Annotated in this window: 15 protein-coding genes; 8 read left to right on the top strand and 7 right to left on the bottom strand. The window is 67.1% G+C overall.

Annotated features, from left to right (window positions below; all coding sequences use genetic code 11):
- The 5 genes from ABNQ40_RS26605 to ABNQ40_RS26625 form a co-directional block, all read right to left on the bottom strand.
- Positions 1 to 798, bottom strand: coding sequence for a galactosyltransferase-related protein (locus ABNQ40_RS26605; protein ID WP_391347860.1), 798 nt, complete (start codon positions 796 to 798; stop codon positions 1 to 3).
- Entirely contained in the window at positions 795 to 3425 is a 2631-nt protein-coding gene (locus ABNQ40_RS26610) for a tetratricopeptide repeat protein (RefSeq protein WP_109049856.1), read from the bottom strand. Before ABNQ40_RS26610 ends, ABNQ40_RS26605 begins: the two co-directional genes overlap by 4 nt.
- A gap of 67 nt (positions 3426 to 3492) precedes the next feature.
- Positions 3493 to 4215, bottom strand: coding sequence for a hypothetical protein (locus ABNQ40_RS26615; protein WP_109049857.1), 723 nt, complete (start codon positions 4213 to 4215; stop codon positions 3493 to 3495).
- 18 nt (positions 4216 to 4233) lie between these two features.
- Positions 4234 to 5211: a glycosyltransferase family 10 domain-containing protein gene (locus ABNQ40_RS26620; RefSeq protein ID WP_109049858.1), complete on the bottom strand. Its 978-nt coding sequence runs from the start codon at positions 5209 to 5211 to the stop codon at positions 4234 to 4236.
- 251 nt (positions 5212 to 5462) lie between these two features.
- Positions 5463 to 6335: a hypothetical protein gene (locus tag ABNQ40_RS26625; protein WP_146255488.1), complete on the bottom strand. Its 873-nt coding sequence runs from the start codon at positions 6333 to 6335 to the stop codon at positions 5463 to 5465.
- A gap of 246 nt (positions 6336 to 6581) precedes the next feature.
- On the opposite strand from ABNQ40_RS26625, the gene ABNQ40_RS26630 reads away from it, so the two are divergent.
- The 6 genes from ABNQ40_RS26630 (at position 6582) to ABNQ40_RS26655 (ending at position 14709) form a co-directional block, all read left to right on the top strand.
- Positions 6582 to 7271 carry a calcium-binding protein gene (locus ABNQ40_RS26630; RefSeq protein ID WP_109049860.1) on the top strand — a complete coding sequence of 230 codons (690 nt, stop codon included), beginning with the start codon at positions 6582 to 6584 and terminating at the stop codon, positions 7269 to 7271.
- 303 nt (positions 7272 to 7574) lie between these two features.
- Entirely contained in the window at positions 7575 to 10418 is a 2844-nt protein-coding gene (ileS, locus tag ABNQ40_RS26635; protein WP_109049861.1) for an isoleucine--tRNA ligase, read from the top strand.
- A gap of 208 nt (positions 10419 to 10626) precedes the next feature.
- Positions 10627 to 11130 carry a signal peptidase II gene (gene lspA, locus ABNQ40_RS26640; protein WP_109049862.1) on the top strand — a complete coding sequence of 168 codons (504 nt, stop codon included), beginning with the start codon at positions 10627 to 10629 and terminating at the stop codon, positions 11128 to 11130.
- Between the two features lie 106 nt (positions 11131 to 11236).
- Positions 11237 to 11827 (top strand): DUF3035 domain-containing protein, encoded by a 591-nt coding sequence (locus tag ABNQ40_RS26645; protein WP_109049863.1) that lies wholly within the window; start codon positions 11237 to 11239, stop codon positions 11825 to 11827.
- A 114-nt stretch (positions 11828 to 11941) separates the two neighbouring features.
- Entirely contained in the window at positions 11942 to 13339 is a 1398-nt protein-coding gene (locus ABNQ40_RS26650; RefSeq protein ID WP_109049864.1) for a pitrilysin family protein, read from the top strand.
- A gap of 2 nt (positions 13340 to 13341) precedes the next feature.
- On the top strand, positions 13342 to 14709 hold the full coding sequence (locus tag ABNQ40_RS26655) for a pitrilysin family protein (protein ID WP_109049865.1): 1368 nt from the start codon (positions 13342 to 13344) through the stop codon (positions 14707 to 14709).
- 53 nt (positions 14710 to 14762) lie between these two features.
- On the opposite strand, the gene ABNQ40_RS26660 is transcribed toward ABNQ40_RS26655, so the two are convergent.
- Positions 14763 to 14945 (bottom strand): hypothetical protein, encoded by a 183-nt coding sequence (locus ABNQ40_RS26660; RefSeq protein ID WP_109049866.1) that lies wholly within the window; start codon positions 14943 to 14945, stop codon positions 14763 to 14765.
- Positions 14946 to 15150: 205 nt separating this feature from the next.
- Between ABNQ40_RS26660 and pgi the strand changes: the two genes are divergently transcribed.
- Entirely contained in the window at positions 15151 to 16803 is a 1653-nt protein-coding gene (pgi, locus tag ABNQ40_RS26665; RefSeq protein ID WP_109049867.1) for a glucose-6-phosphate isomerase, read from the top strand.
- Between the two features lie 151 nt (positions 16804 to 16954).
- On the top strand, positions 16955 to 17206 hold the full coding sequence (locus tag ABNQ40_RS26670) for a hypothetical protein (RefSeq protein WP_109049868.1): 252 nt from the start codon (positions 16955 to 16957) through the stop codon (positions 17204 to 17206).
- Between the two features lie 4 nt (positions 17207 to 17210).
- Here the strand turns inward: ABNQ40_RS26670 and ABNQ40_RS26675 are convergent, their stop codons facing one another.
- Positions 17211 to 18101: a LysR family transcriptional regulator gene (locus ABNQ40_RS26675; RefSeq protein ID WP_109049869.1), complete on the bottom strand. Its 891-nt coding sequence runs from the start codon at positions 18099 to 18101 to the stop codon at positions 17211 to 17213.
- Positions 18102 to 18192: the final 91 nt, after the last annotated feature.

Raw genomic sequence — 18192 nt, forward strand, 5'->3', positions numbered from 1 at the left:
TCAGGCGTGGGTGCCGTCCGCCGCCGCCTGTTCCGGCGTTGGGACATGGGCGAAGCGAACCCGGACGATCTCCCAACGGTCCTGCGCGCCCAGGACGCACCCATCGCAAGGCCTGCGGTCCAGTACCTCGAAGGACAGCGAGGACAAACCGTCGCCGGCCGGGATCTTGCCGGAAGACCAAAGCTCCTGAAGCACCCGGCGGTTCACCAGGGAAATGGGGGATGGCGTCGCGTCCGGCGTGAAGCCGTCGTTGACGTGGTCGAGCGGCTGGAAACGCCCCTTGCGCCGGCCGGTTGGGATGCGGCGCGCCCGGATGCGCAGCGAAAAGTCGAAATCCTCGTATCCCCAGCCCCAAAAGAGGTTGGAATAGCCGTCGATCTGCCGCATCGCCGCGTTCGGCATCAACAACGCGCCGCCCATCGTGCTTTCGAGGTTGGTCGTCACCGTGCGGTCCGAGCGTCCCGGCGCCACCGGGCGCAGCTCCGCCCCGTACCATAGGATCGGGGTGGGGCAGTCGGCCCAGGAATAATCGGCATCGACCGGCAGATAATCGATATCGTGCAGGCAGACATAGTCGCTCTGCCCTTTGCCCAGCAGGAAGCCGGCATTCTTCAGCGCCCCACGGTTGAAGGGAAGCCCGGCCTCCTGCTCTACGAAGGTGACGCGATAATCGATCGGCTGCGCCAGACGGTCGAAATAAGCACTCACCCAGGGAACGAACTGCCGGAGATGGTCTTCGCGATCCCGGTAGGGGACGACGATGTGCAGCCGCGCTCCTGTGCTCTCGCCGGTGGTCATGCGTTCTCCCCTCTTCCCTCCATGGCGGATGCCGGACCACCGGCGTCCTCAGCCGTGACGGTGATCGGGCGCGGCGCACCGCCGGCCCGGTGAATGTCCCACATCGCCCGGTAGGCCGCCTCCAGATGCCGGGTGAAGCGCGGCGTGTCGAACAGCGGGCAGACCGGCCGGTTGAGTGCCAGCCGCTGCCGCAGGTCGCGGAGCCGTCCGGGCGACCGGGCGAGTGCCACCGCCTCCGCCTCGTAGGCCTCCTGCCCGTCGACGATCAGCTCGGGCAATCCGGCCGCCCGCAGCAGGCTGGCCGCCACGCGCCCGGCAAAGGTCGTCCCGCGCCGGGTCAGCACCGGCAGGCCCGCCCACAGCGCGTCGCTGGCCGTCGTGTGGGCGTTGTAGGGAAGCGTGTCGAGGAACAGATCGGCCAGCCGGTGCCGCGCCAGATGCTCCGCGTGCGGCAGGGGTTGGGCGAAGACGAGCCGGTGGGGATCAAGACCGCGGGCCTCGCCCTCGCGGCGCAGGTTGACCGCCACCTGGGGAGTCCCGGCATAGAGCCACAGCACGCTGCCCGGCACCGCCGCCAGGATGCGCGCCCAGCCGTCGAACAAGGCGGGCGTCAGCTTGTAGGCGCTGTTGAAGCAGCAGAAGACGAAACCGTCCTCGGGCAACCCGCAGTCCCCGCGCGTCGGCGTGGCCTCGGCGATGGCGCGCCGGCGGTCGTTGGGCTGATAGCAATCCGGCAGCCGCACCACCCGCTCGCTGAAGAAGCCGTCCTCGCCCGGCGCGATCACCGTGGGATCGGCGACGATGTAGTCGACATAGCGCGCGCCCAGCGTCCCGGGATAGCCCAGCCAATTGACCTGCACCGGGGCGGGACGGGCCGCCAGGATCGAAGTGCGCGAGAAGGAGGTGAAGCCGGTCAGATCGACCAGGATGTCGATGCCGTCCGCCGCGATCGTCCGCGCCGCATCGGCGTCGGTGTGGCGGCGCAGGTCGACGAAGCGCTCGATCCTTCGTTGGAACCGCTGGCGCAGCGCGCTGCCGTCGTCGAGGCCGGTCGAATAGGCGGTGATGGCGAAGCGGGACCGATCATGGGTTTCCAGCGCATCGACCATCAGGTGGCCCATGGCATGCTCACGGAAATCCGACGACAGATAGCCGATCCGCAACCGCCCATCGCCTGCGGCCGCCGCCGGCCGGGTGACGGTCCTGGCGCCGCGGGCCTTCGCCGCCGCCCAGCGGGCCGCGGCGGATTGCTGGTCGGCGAGGGTCGAGGCGCAGGACAGGACGTCGAAGGGCGACACCCCCTCCGCCCCGGCGCGCACCTGCCGGAGAAGCTCCGCCTCCAGCCCGTCCAGATCGCGCCAGTCGCACAGAAGTCTCTGCTGATGCACGAGTTGGCCGAGGGCTGCGGCATGGCCGGGAACCAGCCGGAGGACCCGCCGGCAGGCATCCACCGACTGCGTGCTCCAGCCGGCCAGCGCGGCGGCCATCGCCAGATCGGCCTGGGCGTCCGGCTCGCCGGGGGCAAGCGCCACCGCCTTGCGCAGAACGGCCACCGCGGCATCGGGGCGGACGGCCTCCGCCAGCACACTGCCCAGCCGCCGCCAGGCCTCGCCGTTCGCCGGCTGCCTGGCCAGCAGGGCCCGCAGGACCGCCAGCGCCCCGTCCGCCTCGCGCAGCCCCGACAGAGCCTGGGCCAGATTGATCTCGGCCACCGGAAAGTCCGGTTGCCGTTCCAGCGCCGCACGGTATTCGGCCACCGCTTCGCGCCAGCGCCCGAGTTCATGCAAGGCGCTGGCGAGATTGTTGCGCGCCGCCGGGCTCGACGGCTCCAGCCGGGCCGCAGCCGACGTGGCGCGCCATGCCTCCTCCAGGCGCCGCGCGGCACCGGCGGCATTGCCCAGGGCCAGCCAGTTGCGGGCGCTCCCCGGATCAAGCGCGACCGCAAGACGGCCGGCGGCGAGCGCCTCCGCCGGGCGACCGCCGGCGTCGAGCAGGCCGCTCAGGTTGTGCCAGCAGTCGGCATCCTGCGGCGCAAGGCCGAGCGCCTTGCGGAAGGCGGCTTCCGCCTCGGCCCCCTGTCCGATGGCATGGAGCGCCACGCCCAGCTTTGACCAGGACGCCGCGTCGGCGGGATCGATCCGCGCCGCCTCGCGATGAGCGGCGGCGGCTTCAGCGAACCGGCCGAGGTCCTGAAGGGCGACGCCGAGGTTGTTGTGGACCTCTCCCAGATAGGAAAAGGTCGCCAGCACCTTGCGGTAATGGGGCTCGGCATCCTGCGGGCGCCCCTGCCGGTGCAGGGCCATCGCCAGACCGTAATGGGCGTCGGCCGATGCGGGGGCGACCCGCAGGGCGGCGCCATAGACCGTCGCCGCCGCATCCCAGCGGGCCATGCCGGCCATCGCCGCTCCGAAATCGAGATAGACCTCCAGGTCCTTGGCGATGGCCAGCGACTTCTGGAACAGGACCACCGCGTCGCGCGGGTTGCCCAGCCGCAACTCCACCACCCCCAGCCGGTGCAGGGCCGCCGGGTTCTGCGGCTCGGCCCGTAGGACGTCGAGGTAGCGGGCCCTGGCCTCCTCCAGCCTGCCGGCGTTTTCCGCCGCCACGGCACGGGCAAAACTGGTCATGCGCTGCTGCCGATCGCCGCTGGCGGTTGAAGGGAATGGACCGGGCTTCTGTCTGCCACAATCGGCCCTAGTCGCGCCAGCGCGTGTGTTCCATGATGCGGGGAATCCCGGCCGGACGGCTCCCGTCCCCCCATTGCGAGATGTCGGGAATCGTTGTCACGCGATGGCGGCGGCCGAGCAGGCTGAGGATGCTCTGGTCGTGGCGATGGTCGCGGAACTCCGGATAGTTCGGCAGGCCGCATTCATTGGGCGCGTCGGTGATCAGCCGGGCATCCTGGGAAAGCCGCAGCCATTGCGCGACGAAGTCCATGGTTTCAGGCCCGCGTTCGCACATGATGAAGCTGCCCATGATCTGCGGCGCCTCGACGACATCGGGTCGGTCCAGCCCCATGAAGTGGAAACAGTCGCGCTTGGTCCAGACGCCGTTGCGGTGATCATCCTCCAGCGTGAAAAGCAGGATCGGCAGATCGCGCCGCTGCCGGCAAATCTCGATCAGCGGATCGACGCTGTGGACGAAATGGGCGCCGCTGTCGCTGTAGAACAGGATGTCGCCGTCCTTCAGAGTCTCGCGCAGCAACCGGTCGATGAAGTAAGGCTTCCACAGCCAATAGCCGGCCCCGCGAGGCTGGTCCAGCACATGCCGGTTCCGCGATGCGAAAGCGGCATCGATGCGCTGGCGCCCCATCATAGCGACGCCGTCGAAGCCACCGGTCTCCATGCCGGTCTTGCCATTGTATTTCTGCGCCGTCGTGAAGGCACCGTCGGCATAATTCAACAACACCCGCCTCATCGCTCCACCTCCCCACGGTCAAAGACGGCTTTCGATCCATTCGGCCAGACGGTAGGCATCGAAATGGAAATCCTCCGTGCCGAGGAAGGGCGGCGTGCTGCGGTAGCGGCGGTAGGCGCCGTAATCATCGTCGACGGCCAGGATGGCGTCGATGGCCTCCTCGTCGGAGGAGTATCGCGACACGTCGATGAAGCTGCCGGCCGCGACATCGCGCAGGACGCCGGGATCGCCCCAATAGAGCGGCACCGCACCGGCCTGGAAAGCGTCCAGGATCTTCTCGGTCAGATAGCCGGGATGGCTTGCGTTTTCGAAAGCGAAGGCGAAGCGGTAGCGGGAGAACACCCGGATCTTCGGCAGCCAGCCCATCTTCACCACGCTGCCGGTGTTGTTCAGCAGCCAGCCCACCGACTCGACATGGCGCCGGGCGCTGAGCATGTGGAAGAAGTCGTTGCGGCGGGCGCAGTTGGGGTTCTTGTAGAGAAAGGCGCAGAATTTCCGCTCTGCGGCGTCCTCCCGCGACGGCGGCACTGGCGGCAGGACGGAATGGCAGAAATACGGCGCCGCCCCTTCGCGCAGATGGTCGTAGGCATGCATGACGTAGAGCGGAAGGCGGAAATGCCGGGGGTCGTCGATGCGGTCGAAAGACACCGACATATCGACACTGTCGAGCGGCGGCCGCACATTCTCGCCGGTGAAGAACATCGACCGGGCCGTCCGCGCTTCCCGGTGACGGGTGCCGAACACCGAGACGATGGCGAGGTCGCTGTCGTTCTCGACCACCGACACCTCGAAGCGGGCGGACAGGATGTCCACGAAGAAGTTCACGGACGGATCGAACTCCGGCCAGAAATCGAAGAAGGCGACCTTCAGGCGCGGTTTCGTCCCGCGCCGGCCGCCGTCCGGCCCTTGTAGAAGGAAGCGGTCCAGAACCGCCGGATCCCTGTTGGGGGTGTCGAGGAACTCCGACAGGAAGACGCTGGTCCGCTGGTCGATCATGCCCGCCAATGCCCTTGCGCGTGCCGCATGCCCGGAACCGCCGTTCAGGAATTTCCCTGTCCCTTCGTCCGCGGCGCGAACACCCTAAGATTTACCACCATCCCGTGACCAGCGGTATTTTCGGACCCTGCCGTGCGCCGGCGGGACATGGGCCGTCCTGATGGGCCGTCCTGGACCGTACCGCACACGCCGCCAATATTCCGCACCTCGCTTGTGGATATGGTCAGGCATTGCTTGGCTGACTGCCGCCGTCAGCCAGGCAGGTAGTGCCCTATCGTCTTCAGAATGCCGATCGCCGAGGTCTTGACCCGGTCGTCCATACCGAAGGAACGGACCGACGCCGCAACCGTGGCCTTGCCATCTTCGGAGCCGTCGGTGATCGCGAACAGGCTTCCCCCATCCTGCGCGCCCAGATTGGTCAGGCTGGAGAGCGCTCCATTCCTGACGGCATTCATCGTTCCGGCCGTAGCCGGGTTCCCGTCCTTCAAGGCGACAAGGGAAAGTTTTCCATCGGGAACCTTCGCTCCGCGATCGAACGCAAGGTCCATGCGTTTCCCGAAGTCGGGATCGCCGGCCGCAGTGACGCTCATGCCGAAGAGCCCGGTTCGCGATTGGGCGTCCACCTCCGTATCGTCCTTCAACAGGCCGCTCTGTTTCAGAATGTCAGGGATTGCCGGCTTCTGGAGGCCGTTCTCCTTGGCGAGATTGTCCAGCATGGCGTTCCCGGCTCCGCTGGTCGTGATGCTGACATTGTCACCCAGCCCGAACGTGCTCCGCGCCAGCGCGCTGAGCTTTTCCATGTAACGGCTGCTTTCTTCGGCGTGGCGCTGCATCGCCGGAACGATCTTGTCCATGTCCTTGACGGCGGCGGCGACACCGGAATTGGCGGCGGGCCCTGCTGCGAAAGCTTCCGCGCTGAGATCGACGCGCAAGGCACGGCTCGCCTGCTCGGAGAGGAATACCGTATCGACGGGGCCGGCGGCACGACCGCCATCGCTCCCATCGGTGTTGATTCCGGTTGAAGGCTTGGTTGCGGGAGAGGTCGGGGCAGCACCATTCGCTGATCGTGAGATCAGCGCACTATTGACATCGTACCCCCCTTTTCCTGCTTTCAAGACATCCATTTGTCCGCACCCCCTGAAAATTCCTCGGGACAATTATTCATAAAATATAATGGGAGTCAATTTCAACAAACAACCCCATTGTACCGCGATCTAACCAGCAATCATCATTACTGCGCCACAATCCTTCCCTTAGTTTTCTAATCATTAGAAACGTCAGCGATTTATGTATGTTGACTCTCCTTGCCAGATACAGAAATTTTACCTGCGCAGCGTCAATGCGCCGGCCAATACATACTGGAGAATGACATGGCGTTTCAGACTCAATTGACCGAAAACAATGACTCCGTCCAAGTGCCGACATCCGGGGGTTATGTTGGCGACTGGAGAGTGTTCGCGCTCGGCGGCAATGATACGGTAATCGGATACACCGGAAACGACACGTTCTACGGCGGTTATGGCAATGATCGATTGAATGGCCTTCAAGGCAACGATGTCCTCTATGGTCAGGAAGACAACGACTGGCTCTGGGGAGATGACGGGAACGACTATCTGGATGGCGGCCCCGGAACGGACCAGCTTTTCGGCGGCAACGGAGCCGACACGCTCCTGGGTGGCGGCGCTGCCGCCGGCATGTTCAACGCCGATCTTCTGCAAGGCGGGGCCGGCAATGATGTCTATTACCATGACTTCGCCACCGCCGGCGTCACGGTCATTGACGATGCCAGCGGAAATGAACTGAACAACGGTGACGTTCTTTGGGCGGTTAACCTGCCGAGCAATCTCCAGATAGGCTTCGGCGCCGATCATTCGACCCTGTACCTCTACCAGGACGGGCAATGGAACGGCAGTGGGATCGACAATGGCATCGTCATCAAGAACGCCTTGAGAAACGACGGAACCGAATATGTCGGTACGATTGAGAACGCCTATTTCAACGGTTCCCAATACTCCAACTGGCTTCCGCTCGTTCACAGCGCCTGGAGCGCAGCGGTCTAAAATCGGGCCACACCCGTTCAGCACCGACAGGTCGCCAAGAGAATGACCTCCGTCCTTCGGGCCTGACGATCGCCATGCCCAGTGAGGATCGAAACCCCGGCGCGGCAGCAATGCCGCGCCGCATCCTTGACCGCACCGCGCACGCCGCTAATATCGCGCGCGATGACCGGCTTTCCGTGGATCCTTGCGCGAGACGCGCGAATTACCGGCCCGGCTCTTTGAGGAGGGCCGGGATCGAGACCTTATGTGTGTCGGGAGGCGGAAATCGCCGCCCGATCGTGACGCCTTCCCCAGGGATCCGATATGACCCGCGATTACAAATCGACCGTCTTCCTGCCCCGCACCGACTTCCCCATGCGCGGCGGCCTGCCGACCAAGGAGCCCGAGCTGCTGAAGCGCTGGGCCGAGATGGACCTGTTCGGCAAGCTGCGCGCCGGCGCCAAGGGCCGCAAGAAGTTCGTGCTGCATGACGGCCCGCCCTACGCCAACGGCAACATCCACATCGGCCATGCGGTCAACAAGATCCTGAAGGACGTCATCGTCCGCTTCCGCCAGATGCAGGGCTTCGACGCCGACTATGTCCCCGGCTGGGACTGCCACGGCCTGCCCATCGAGTGGAAGATCGAGGAGAAGTACCGCAAGGCCGGCAAGAACAAGGATGACGTGCCGCTCATCCAGTTCCGCGCCGAATGCCGCCAGTTCGCCGAGGAGTGGGTCGGCATCCAGGCCGCCGAGTTCCGCCGTCTGGGCGTGGAGGGCGACTGGAAGCAGCCCTACGCCACCATGACCTTCCCGGCCGAGGCGCAGATCGTCCGCGAGATCCACAAGTTCGCGGTCAACGGCGGCCTCTACAAGGGCTTCAAGCCGGTGATGTGGTCGGTGGTCGAGAAGACCGCGCTGGCCGACGCCGAGGTGGAATACCACGACCACACCTCCACCACCGTCTTCGCCCGCTTCCCCGTCTGGGGGTCGTCGGCGCCGGAGGTGGACGAGGCCAGCATCGTCATCTGGACGACCACCCCCTGGACCCTGCCGGGCAACCGCGCCATCGCCTATGGCGACGAGATCGAATACGCGACCTTCAAGGTCACGGCGGTCGCCGAAGGCAGCAAGGCGGTGGTCGGCGAGCGCCTCGTGCTCGCCACCGCGCTGGCCGAGAGTGTGCTGAAGGAGACCGGCATCACCGAGTGGAAGCAGTTGCACCGCTTCCCCGGCTCGCGTCTCGCCGGCACCTATTGCCGCCACCCGCTGAATGCCAAGGGCTACGACTTCAAGGTGCCGCTGCTGGCCGGCGACTTCGTGACCACCGACGCCGGTTCGGGCTTCGTCCACATCGCCCCCGGCCATGGCGAGGACGACTTCCGCCTGGGCCAGGCCAACGGCATCGAGGTGCCGCAGACGGTGGGCGAGGACGGGCGCTACTACGCCCATGTGCCGCTGTTCGCCGGGCTGGCCGTCTACACCGACCAGGGCAAGACCGGCCCCGCCAACAAGGCGGTGCTGGAGGCGTTCGAGGAATGCGGGTCGCTGCTGGCCAGCAACCGCATCAAGCACAGCTATCCGCACAGCTGGCGCTCCAAGGCGCCGCTGATCTTCCGCACCACGCCGCAGTGGTTCATCTCGATGGAGACGAACGACCTGCGCAAGGTGGCCTTGCAGGCGATCTCCGACACCCGCTGGGTCCCGTCGCAGGGCGAGAACCGCATCCGCTCGATGATCGAGAGCCGTCCGGACTGGTGCATCAGCCGCCAGCGCGCGTGGGGCGTGCCGATCGCGCTGTTCGTCCGCAAGTCGACCGGCGAGATCCTGCGCGACGAGGCGGTGTTCGCCCGCATCGCCGACATCTTCCAGCAGGAGGGCGCCGACGCCTGGTTCGCCCGCGACCCGCAGGACTTCCTCGGCAACTCCTATGCCGCCGAGGATTTCGAGCAGGTCAAGGACATCGTCGACGTCTGGTTCGAGTCGGGCTCCTCGCACGCCTTCGTGCTGGAACAGCGTCTTGAGGAGCTGGCCTGGCCGGCCGACCTCTATCTGGAAGGCTCCGACCAGCATCGCGGCTGGTTCCACTCCTCGCTGCTGGAAAGCTGCGGCACACGCGGCCGGGCGCCCTACAACGCGGTGCTGACCCACGGCTTCGTGCTCGACGAGCAGGGCCGCAAGATGTCCAAGTCGCTGGGCAATGTGGTGGCCCCGCAGGAGGTCTGCGACCAGTATGGCGCCGACATCCTGCGCCTGTGGATCATCAACTCCGACTATTCGGAGGATCTCCGCATCGGCAAGGAGATCATCAAGACCCAGGCCGACCTCTACCGCCGCCTGCGCAACACGCTGCGCTACCTGCTGGGCGCGCTGGCCGATTACACCCCGGCCGAGCGGATCGACGCCGCCGAGATGCCGGAACTGGAGCGCTGGGTCCTGCACCGCCTGTCGGAGCTGGACACGCTGGTCCGCGAGAAGGTCGAGGCCTACGACTTCCACGCCCTGTTCGTGGCCCTGCACAACTTCTGTGCGGTGGAGCTGTCGGCCTTCTACTTCGACGTCCGCAAGGACAGCCTCTATTGCGATCCGGTCGACTCGGTGCGCCGCCGGTCGGTGCGGACGGTGATGGAGCATCTGTTCTCCAACCTGACCGCCTGGCTCGCACCCATCCTCTGCTTCACCGCGGAAGAGGCGTGGCTCGCCCGGCCGGAAGGCCTGACCGAGGGTGCGGGCTGGACCGACGAGAGCGTGCATCTGCGCGGCTTCCCGGAGGTGCCGGCGGAGTGGCGCAACGACGCGCTGGCATCCAAGTGGGAGGCGGTGCGCACCGTTCGCCGCGTGGTCACCGGCGCCCTGGAGCTGGAGCGCGCCAACAAGACCATCGGCTCGTCCCTCCAGGCCGATCCGACCGTCTTCGTCGACTCCGCGACCAAGGCCCTGCTGGCCGACGTCGATTTCCAGGACGTCTGCATCACCTCGGCCATCGAGGTGACGGACGCCGCGGCGCCGGAGGGGGCCTTCACCCTGGCCGACGTCCCCGGCATCGCCGTCGCCCCGGCTCTGGCCGAAGGCGAGAAGTGCGAACGCTGCTGGAAGGTCCTGGAGGAGGTCGGCACGGTCCACGACCATCCGACGCTCTGCATCCGCTGCTCCGACGCGGTGGCATGACGCGCCCAGCCACATCCGCGGTCCTATCCCCTCTCCCCCCCGCTTTCGCGCAAACTCCGTTTGCGCTGACGCGGCAGGCGGACCTCCGGTCCGCTGAAAGCGGGGAGAGGGTTAGGGTGAGGGGGTTCGGGATGCCGGACGCTCCTCGCCGCGCTTCCCCTTCACCCCGGCTCTCTCCCCAGCAGGGAGAGGAAGGAAGTATGGCCGCATGAACGCCTTCGTCGCCAACCAATCCCGGTCCTACTGGCTGTTCGGGCTGATCGTCGCCGTGGTGGTGGTGGTCCTCGACCAGGGCAGCAAGTGGTGGATCCTCGAGCAGGTCATGCAGCCGGTGCCGCATGTCATCGAGGTGACACCCTTCTTCAACCTCGTGCTGGTGTGGAACTACGGCGTCAGCTTCGGCACCTTCGCCAGCGGCGGGGCGCTGATGCCCTACATCCTGAGCGCCATCGCCGCGGTGATCGCCGTCTGTCTGGTCTTCTGGCTGCGGCAGGCGGAACGCCGTCTGATCGCCCTGGCGCTGGGCTTCATCATCGGCGGGGCGGTCGGCAACGTGGCAGACCGGATGCTGCATGGGGCGGTGGTCGATTTCCTCGATTTCCATGTCGGAGGCTGGCATTTCTGGGCCTTCAACGTGGCCGACAGCGGAATCAGCGTCGGCGTCGTGCTGCTGCTGATCGACGGACTGTTCGCGGGCCGCGAAAAGTCGTAAGAGTTCCGTCGCCGGTGGCGTTATAACCGCCGGCGAGCGCTGACCATGCGGCCTCGACCTTCGGGCCGGGTCGCTACGACGTGACAGACGACGGGATCCTCCGAACGTGACCAGCATCTCCTCCGCCCTCTCCTTCCCCCGGACTCGGCTCCCGCTCATCGGGCTGGCGCTTGCGGCGTTGACGCTCGCCGGCTGCTCGGATGTGCGCCGGTCCATCGGTCTCGACCGCCAGAGCCCCGACGAATTCTCCGTCGTTTCCCGCGCTCCGCTGACCCTGCCGCCCAGCATGCAGGACCTGCCGAAGCCGCGTCCGGGTGCCGCCCGTCCGCAGGACAGCACCCCGACCCAGATGGCCGCCGGCGCCGTGTTCGGCGGCTCCTCGCGCGGCGCCAAGGCTGCGGCCGGCGCAACGGCGGGCGAGAAGTCGCTGGTCGCCCAGGCTTCGGCCCGCGACGGCATCGACCCGAACATCCGCGCCAAGGTCGATCAGGAAACCACCCAGCTGATCGTCGCCGACAAGAGCTGGATCGATTCGCTCCTGTTCTGGCAGACCCAGCAGCCGCCCGTCTCCGTCGTCGATCCGGCCAAGGAGCAGCAGCGCCTGCGCGAGGCCCAGGCCCAGGGCAAGGCGCTGGACGGCGCCGCCACCCCGACGATCGAGCGCAAGCGCAAGGCGCCGCTGGAAGGCCTGTTCTAAGCGCGGGCGGTTCCTTCGGTCTTGTCCAAGACGCGACATCACACCAGTTTCCGGGGGCGTCCTTCCCAGCGAAGGGCGCCCTTTCGATTCGGTCCTCCTGATCCGGGAGCCCTCATGCCCGCCTGCATTCCAGCCCGCCGCCTCGCCGCGGCAGGACTTCTCGCCTTGACGATGACCGTCGCGGCGCCCCTGGCACCGATTCCGCTCGGGTTCCAGCCCGCCCACGCGGCGGAAAAGGGGGTGTTCTTCCCCGAGAGCTTCACCCTGTCCAACGGCATGCAGGTGGTGGTCATCCCGAACCACCGCGTGCCGGTCGTGACCCACATGGTCTGGTACAAGGTGGGCGCCGCCGACGAGGAGCGCGGCCAGTCCGGCATCGCCCATTTCCTCGAACATTTGATGTTCAAGGGGACCGATGCGATCCAGCCCGGCGAGTTCAGCCGGATCATCGCCAAGAACGGCGGGCGCGACAACGCCTTCACCAGCTACGACTACACCGCCTATTACCAGAACGTCGCCCGCGACCGGCTGGAGATGGTGATGCGGATGGAGTCCGACCGCATGGCCAACCTCAAGCTGACCGACGCGGTGGTCTATCCCGAACGCGACGTCATCATCGAGGAGCGGCGCCAGCGCATCGAGAACGAGCCGGCCGACCGCATCGGCGAGCAGATCAACGCCACCCTCTTCGTCCACCACCCCTACGGCACCCCGGTGATCGGCTGGCCGCAGGAGATGTCGGCGCTGACGCGGGAGATGGCGGAGCGCTTCTACAAGACGTGGTACACGCCCAACAACGCCATCCTGGTTGTCTCCGGCGACGTCACCGCGGCGGAGCTGAAGCCGCTGGCCGAGCGCTATTACGGCGCCATCGCCGCCCGTCCGGTGCCGGAGCGCAAGCGGGTCACCGAACCGCCGCTGACCTCCTCCCGTCAGGTGATCCTGCGTGACGACGAGGTGCGGCAGCCCTCGGTCCGCCGCATCTGGACCGCTCCGTCCTATCGGCTGGACCAGACCGGCCAGGCCTATGCCTTGCAGGTGCTGGCCGAGATCATGAGCGGCGGCACCACGTCGCGCCTCTACCGCAGCCTGGTGGTGGACCAGAAGCTCGCCACCTCGGCCTGGCTCGGCTATGGGCCGACCGCCTGGGACATGGCGACGCTCAGCGTCGGCGCCAGCCCGGCCGCCGGCGTGCCGATGGACAAGCTCGAAGCGGCGCTGTGGGCCGAGGTCGACAAGCTGTTGAAATCCGGCGTGACGGAGGAGGAGGTCGCCACCGCGCGCAAGCGCATGCTGGCCTCGGCGGCCTATGCCCGCGACAGCCTGACCGGACCGGCCCAGACGCTGGGTGCGGCGCTCGCCACCGGCCAGAGCATCGACGACGTGGAAAACTGGCCGGTGCGCATCGACGCCGTCACTGCCGATCAGGTCAACGCCGCCGCCCGCGCCGTGCTGAGCCAGACCAACCACGTCACCGGCCTGCTGCTGCCCCCGACCGGAAAGGACAGTTGAGGATGAGCGTGCGTCACATTTCCATGCGGTCAGGGGTCGCCGCCTTCTTCCTCGCGGTCGTCGCCTCCACTGTCTCCTTCGCCCTCCCCGCCCAGGCCATGGACATCAAGCGGGTGATCAGCCCCGGCGGGATCGAGGCGTGGCTGGTCGAGGACCACAAGGTGCCGGTCCTGGCGCTCGAATGGGTCTTCGAGGGAGCCGGCGGCACCGACCCCAAGGGCAAGGAAGGGCTGGCGAACATCGCCTCCACCATGCTGGACGAGGGTGCCGGACCATACGATTCCCAGACGTTCCAGGCGCGCCTGCAGGACAAGGCCATCGCGCTCGGCTTCGAGTCCGGGCGCGACGGCTTCAGCGGCTCGATGCGCACCCTGGCCGACAACCGTGACGAGGCGCTGGAACTGACCCGGCTCGCCCTGACCGAGCCGCATTTCGCGCCCGAGGCGCTGGACCGCATGCGCGCTTCCGTGATGGCCAGCCTCAGGCGCGATCTCGCCGACCCCAACTACGTCGCGCGGCGCCAGTTCTACGCCACCGCCTTCCCCGACCATCCCTATGGCGGCGAGAGTCGCGGCAGCCTGGAAAGCCTGCCGGCCATCACCCCCAACGACCTGCGCGCCTTCGTGAAGGGGCAGTTCGGCCGCGACCGGCTGGTGGTGGCGGCGACCGGCGACATCTCGCCGGAAGACCTCGGCAAGGCGCTGGACACCGTGTTCGGCGGGCTGCCGGCCAAGACCGAGGCGAAGCCGATTTCCGACGTGACGATGGCCGGGCTGGGCCAGACCATCCTGCTGCCGCGCCCGACCGCGCAGACGGTGATGCTGATGGGCCAGCCCGGGGTGAAGCGCGACGATCCCGACTGGTACGCCGCCACGGTGATGAACTATGTGCTGGGCGGCGGCGGCTTCGGTTCGCGCCTGATGGAAGAGGTGCGCGAGAAGCGCGGGCTCAGCTATGGCGTCTACAGCTACCTGATCCCGATGGACCATACCGCGCTGGTGATGGCGGGCGGCTCCACCGTCAACGCCAAGGCGGGTCAGGCGCTGGACATCATCCGCCAGGAATGGGCGCGCATGGCCAAGGACGGCCTGACCGACCAGGAGATGGCCGACGCCAAGACCTACCTGACCGGCTCCTTCCCGCTGCAACTCGGCTCGACCCAGGCCATTGCCCGCATCCTGTTGCAGGTGAAGCGCGACAAGCTGGGCATCGACTACCTGAACCAGCGCGACCGCTACATCAACGCGGTGAGCCAGGAGGATATCAAGCGGGTCGCCCGGCGCCTGCTCGACCCGGCCAAGCTGCTGACCGTGCTGGTCGGCAAGCCGGAGGGCGTGACACCGACGCGGACCATCGAAGGCGGGAGCTGAGCGACCTCTGAGTGACCTGGGGGCGTCGGCTGACGACCCCCCAGGGCCTCCCCTCACGCCAAATCCGGCTGGCTCCCCGGAAAGCGCGGATCGCTCGGATCGACCGGGCTGCCCGGCACCTTGCCGGGAATGATCCCGACCTGATCCGGCAGCATCGCATCGTCGCGGTCGCGTTGCTCCTCCCGCTCTTCCAGTGGCGGGGCAACGGGCTTGTCCGCGGCAGGCTTGTCCGACATGGCATCCTCCTGATGAGACGTCTCCGATTCACAACACCCCGCCGGCCATACGGTTGCACCCCTGGCCGCCCCGCATAGGCCGATAAGCAGCGCCGACCGCCGCGTTTTGGCCCGTGGCCGTGGCCGGCGGTCGATGTTAGGCTCCGCACGCCCCGCAAGATGGGCCGCGTCAAAGGACCGCTGACGTCAAGGAGTCCAAAGCATCATGACCGCGCTGACCCGTTCCCCCGCCTGGGCCGCTCTCGCCCACCACCGCCAGGACATGGCCGGCACGCACATGCGTGACCTGTTCGCCGCCGATCCAGGCCGGTTCAAAGCCTTCTCGATGGAAGCCGCGGGGCTGTTCCTCGACTATTCGAAGAACCGCATCACGCAGGACACGGTCCGCCTGCTGCTCGACCTCGCGCGCCAACAGGATGTCGAGGGTGCCCGCGCCCGCATGTTCGGCGGCGAGCCGATCAACCTCACAGAAAAGCGCGCGGTCCTGCACACCGCCCTGCGCAACCGTTCCGACCGCGCCGTCACCGTCGATGGCCGCGACGTGATGCCGGGCGTGCGCGCGGTGCTGGAGCGGATGGACGCCTTCGCCACTTCGGTGCGCGACGGCGAGTGGCGCGGCTACACTGGCCAGCCCATCACCGATGTGGTGAACATCGGCATCGGTGGCTCCGACCTCGGGCCCGTCATGGCGACGGAGGCGCTGAAGCCCTTCGCCCATGCCCATGTGGCGCTGCATTACGTCTCCAACGTCGACGGCACCCATCTGGCCGAACAGCTGAAGTGGCTGGACCCGGAGACGACGCTGTTCGTCATCGCGTCCAAGACCTTCACGACGCAGGAGACGCTGACCAACGCCCATTCCGCCCGCCGCTGGTTCCTGGAGACCGCGCAGGACGAGGCGCATGTCGCCAAGCACTTCGTCGCCGTTTCCACCAACGAGGCGGAGGTGCGCAAGTTCGGCATCGACCCGGCCAACATGTTTGGCTTCTGGGACTGGGTCGGCGGCCGTTATTCGCTGTGGTCGGCCATCGGCCTGCCGATCATGATCGCCATCGGCCCGGAACGCTTCGCCGAGATGCTGGCCGGCGCCCATGCGATGGATGAGCATTTCCAGACCGCGCCGCTTGAGCGCAACATGCCGGTGCTGCTGGCCCTGCTGGGCGTCTGGTACCGCAATTTCTGGGACGCCTCGTCCTACGCGGTGCTGCCCTACGACCAGTATCTGCACCGCTTCCCCGCCTATCTCCAGCAGCTGGACATGGAGAGCAACGGCAAGTCGGTGACCCGCGGCGGCGAGCCGGTGGACTACCAGACCGGCCCGGTGCTGTTCGGCGAGCCCGGCACAAACGGCCAGCACGCCTTCTACCAGTTGATCCACCAGGGCACCTCGCTGATCCCCTGCGACTTCGTGGCGGCGGCGACCAGCCACAACCCGATCGGGGTTGAAGCCGGTGCCCATCACCGCATCCTGCTGTCCAACGTCTTCGCCCAGGCCGAGGCGCTGATGCGCGGCAAGACCGCCGACGAGGTGCGGGCGGAGATGATAAAGGCCGGCAAGCCGGCGGATGAGGTGGAGGCGCTGGTCCCTCACCGCGTCTTCCCCGGCAACCGGCCGTCCAACACCATCCTGATGCAGAGCCTGACCCCGGCGACGCTGGGCGCCCTGATCGCGCTGTACGAGCACAAGGTCTTCGTCCAGGGCATCGTCTGGGACATCAACAGCTTCGACCAGTGGGGCGTCGAGCTGGGCAAGCAGTTGGCCAACACCATCCTGCCGGAGATGGAAACCGGTGCGGCCGAGGGGGCGCATGACAGCTCCACCAGCGGGCTGATGGCATGGTGGCGGGCGCATCAATAAGGGAAAGATCGCGTCACGCCCAATAATTGTATGTATACGAACGCTATCGGGAGGGGCAAACTCTCTCCGATGGCGTTCGGAACATTGCAGCTTCGCCTTGGTTGAAGAGGGAAATGGTCTATGCACCAACCCACATCAGCGGAGCAGCCTCATGTCCACCCGTTTACGCCTCGCCATCCTGATCTACGGCATGATCCAGGGTGTGGTCTTCGGCATCGGCACCGTCCTGGTCCTGGGCATCCCCAGCTTTTCCGAGCAGGCGATGACACTGATGCCGACCGTGGTGATCCTCAGCGTCATCCTTGCCGCTCCCATCGCCTGGTTCATAGCGCCGCGGCTGCGGCTGCGCTTCTGGCAGCAGCGGGAGCGGCAACAGGCGCCGCGCCGCGTCACCCTGTCCTGACCGTTCAACCCGCTGCCTCTTCCGCGACCATGGCGAACAGCCAGTCGCGGAAGGCGCGCATGGTCGGCGTCTCCGGCCGCGACTTCAGCGAGGTCAGCCAATAGGCGCCCTTGCAGACGGTGACGACGAAGGGCTGCTCGATCAGCCCCACGGCCAGCGGCCGGCGGAACATCGCCACCGGGGCCAATGCCACCCCGGCCCCCTGGATCGCTGCCTCCACCATCAGCGATGAGGAGTCGAAGACCGGCCCTTTGACCGGCGGCATCGCCGCCGGCTCCATCCCGGCGGCGGCGAACCAGCCCGGCCACTCATCGGACCGGTAGGAGCGCAACAGGGTCTCGCGCCCGACATCGGCGGGCTCGCGCAGCCGCCGGGCGATCTCCGGTGCGCACAGCACCGACAGCGGCGCGTCGAACAGATGAACGGCATCGGTGCCGTGCCAAGCGCCGTCACCGAAGCGGATGGCGTAGTCCAGCCCCTCCGCCGCGATGTCGACGCGGTTGTTGTTGGTGGACAGTCGCAAATCGACGAAGGGATGCGCCTCGCGGAAGCGCGTCAGCCGCGGCAGCAGCCAGCCGACGGCGAAGGTGCCGACGGCGCCGACCGTCAGAACCTCGCGGAAACGTCCGCCCTCGAACTGGTCGAGCAGACCGCCGATGCGGTCGAACGCCTCCTCCAGCGTCGGCAGCAGCGCCCGCCCCTCGTCGGTCAGGGCAAGGCCGCGCGGCAGGCGATGGAAGAGGCTGGCACCCAGCCGCTCCTCCAGCAGCTTGACCTGATGGCTGACGGCGGCCTGGGTCACGCACAGCTCGATGGCCGCGCGGGTGAAGCTGAGATGCCGTGCCGACGCCTCGAAGGCACGCAAGGCGTTCAGCGGCAGATAGGGGCGGACCACGGAATCCCCCGGACGATGCTTGATGCCGGTGGGCGTGCTAGCACCGAATGGGGGGCGGGCTCCAGGGGGATGTGGGGGGCGTCAGCCGGCG

This window comes from Azospirillum sp. A23, from assembly GCF_042938965.1.
Classification (GTDB): Bacteria; Pseudomonadota; Alphaproteobacteria; order Azospirillales; family Azospirillaceae; genus Azospirillum; species Azospirillum melinis.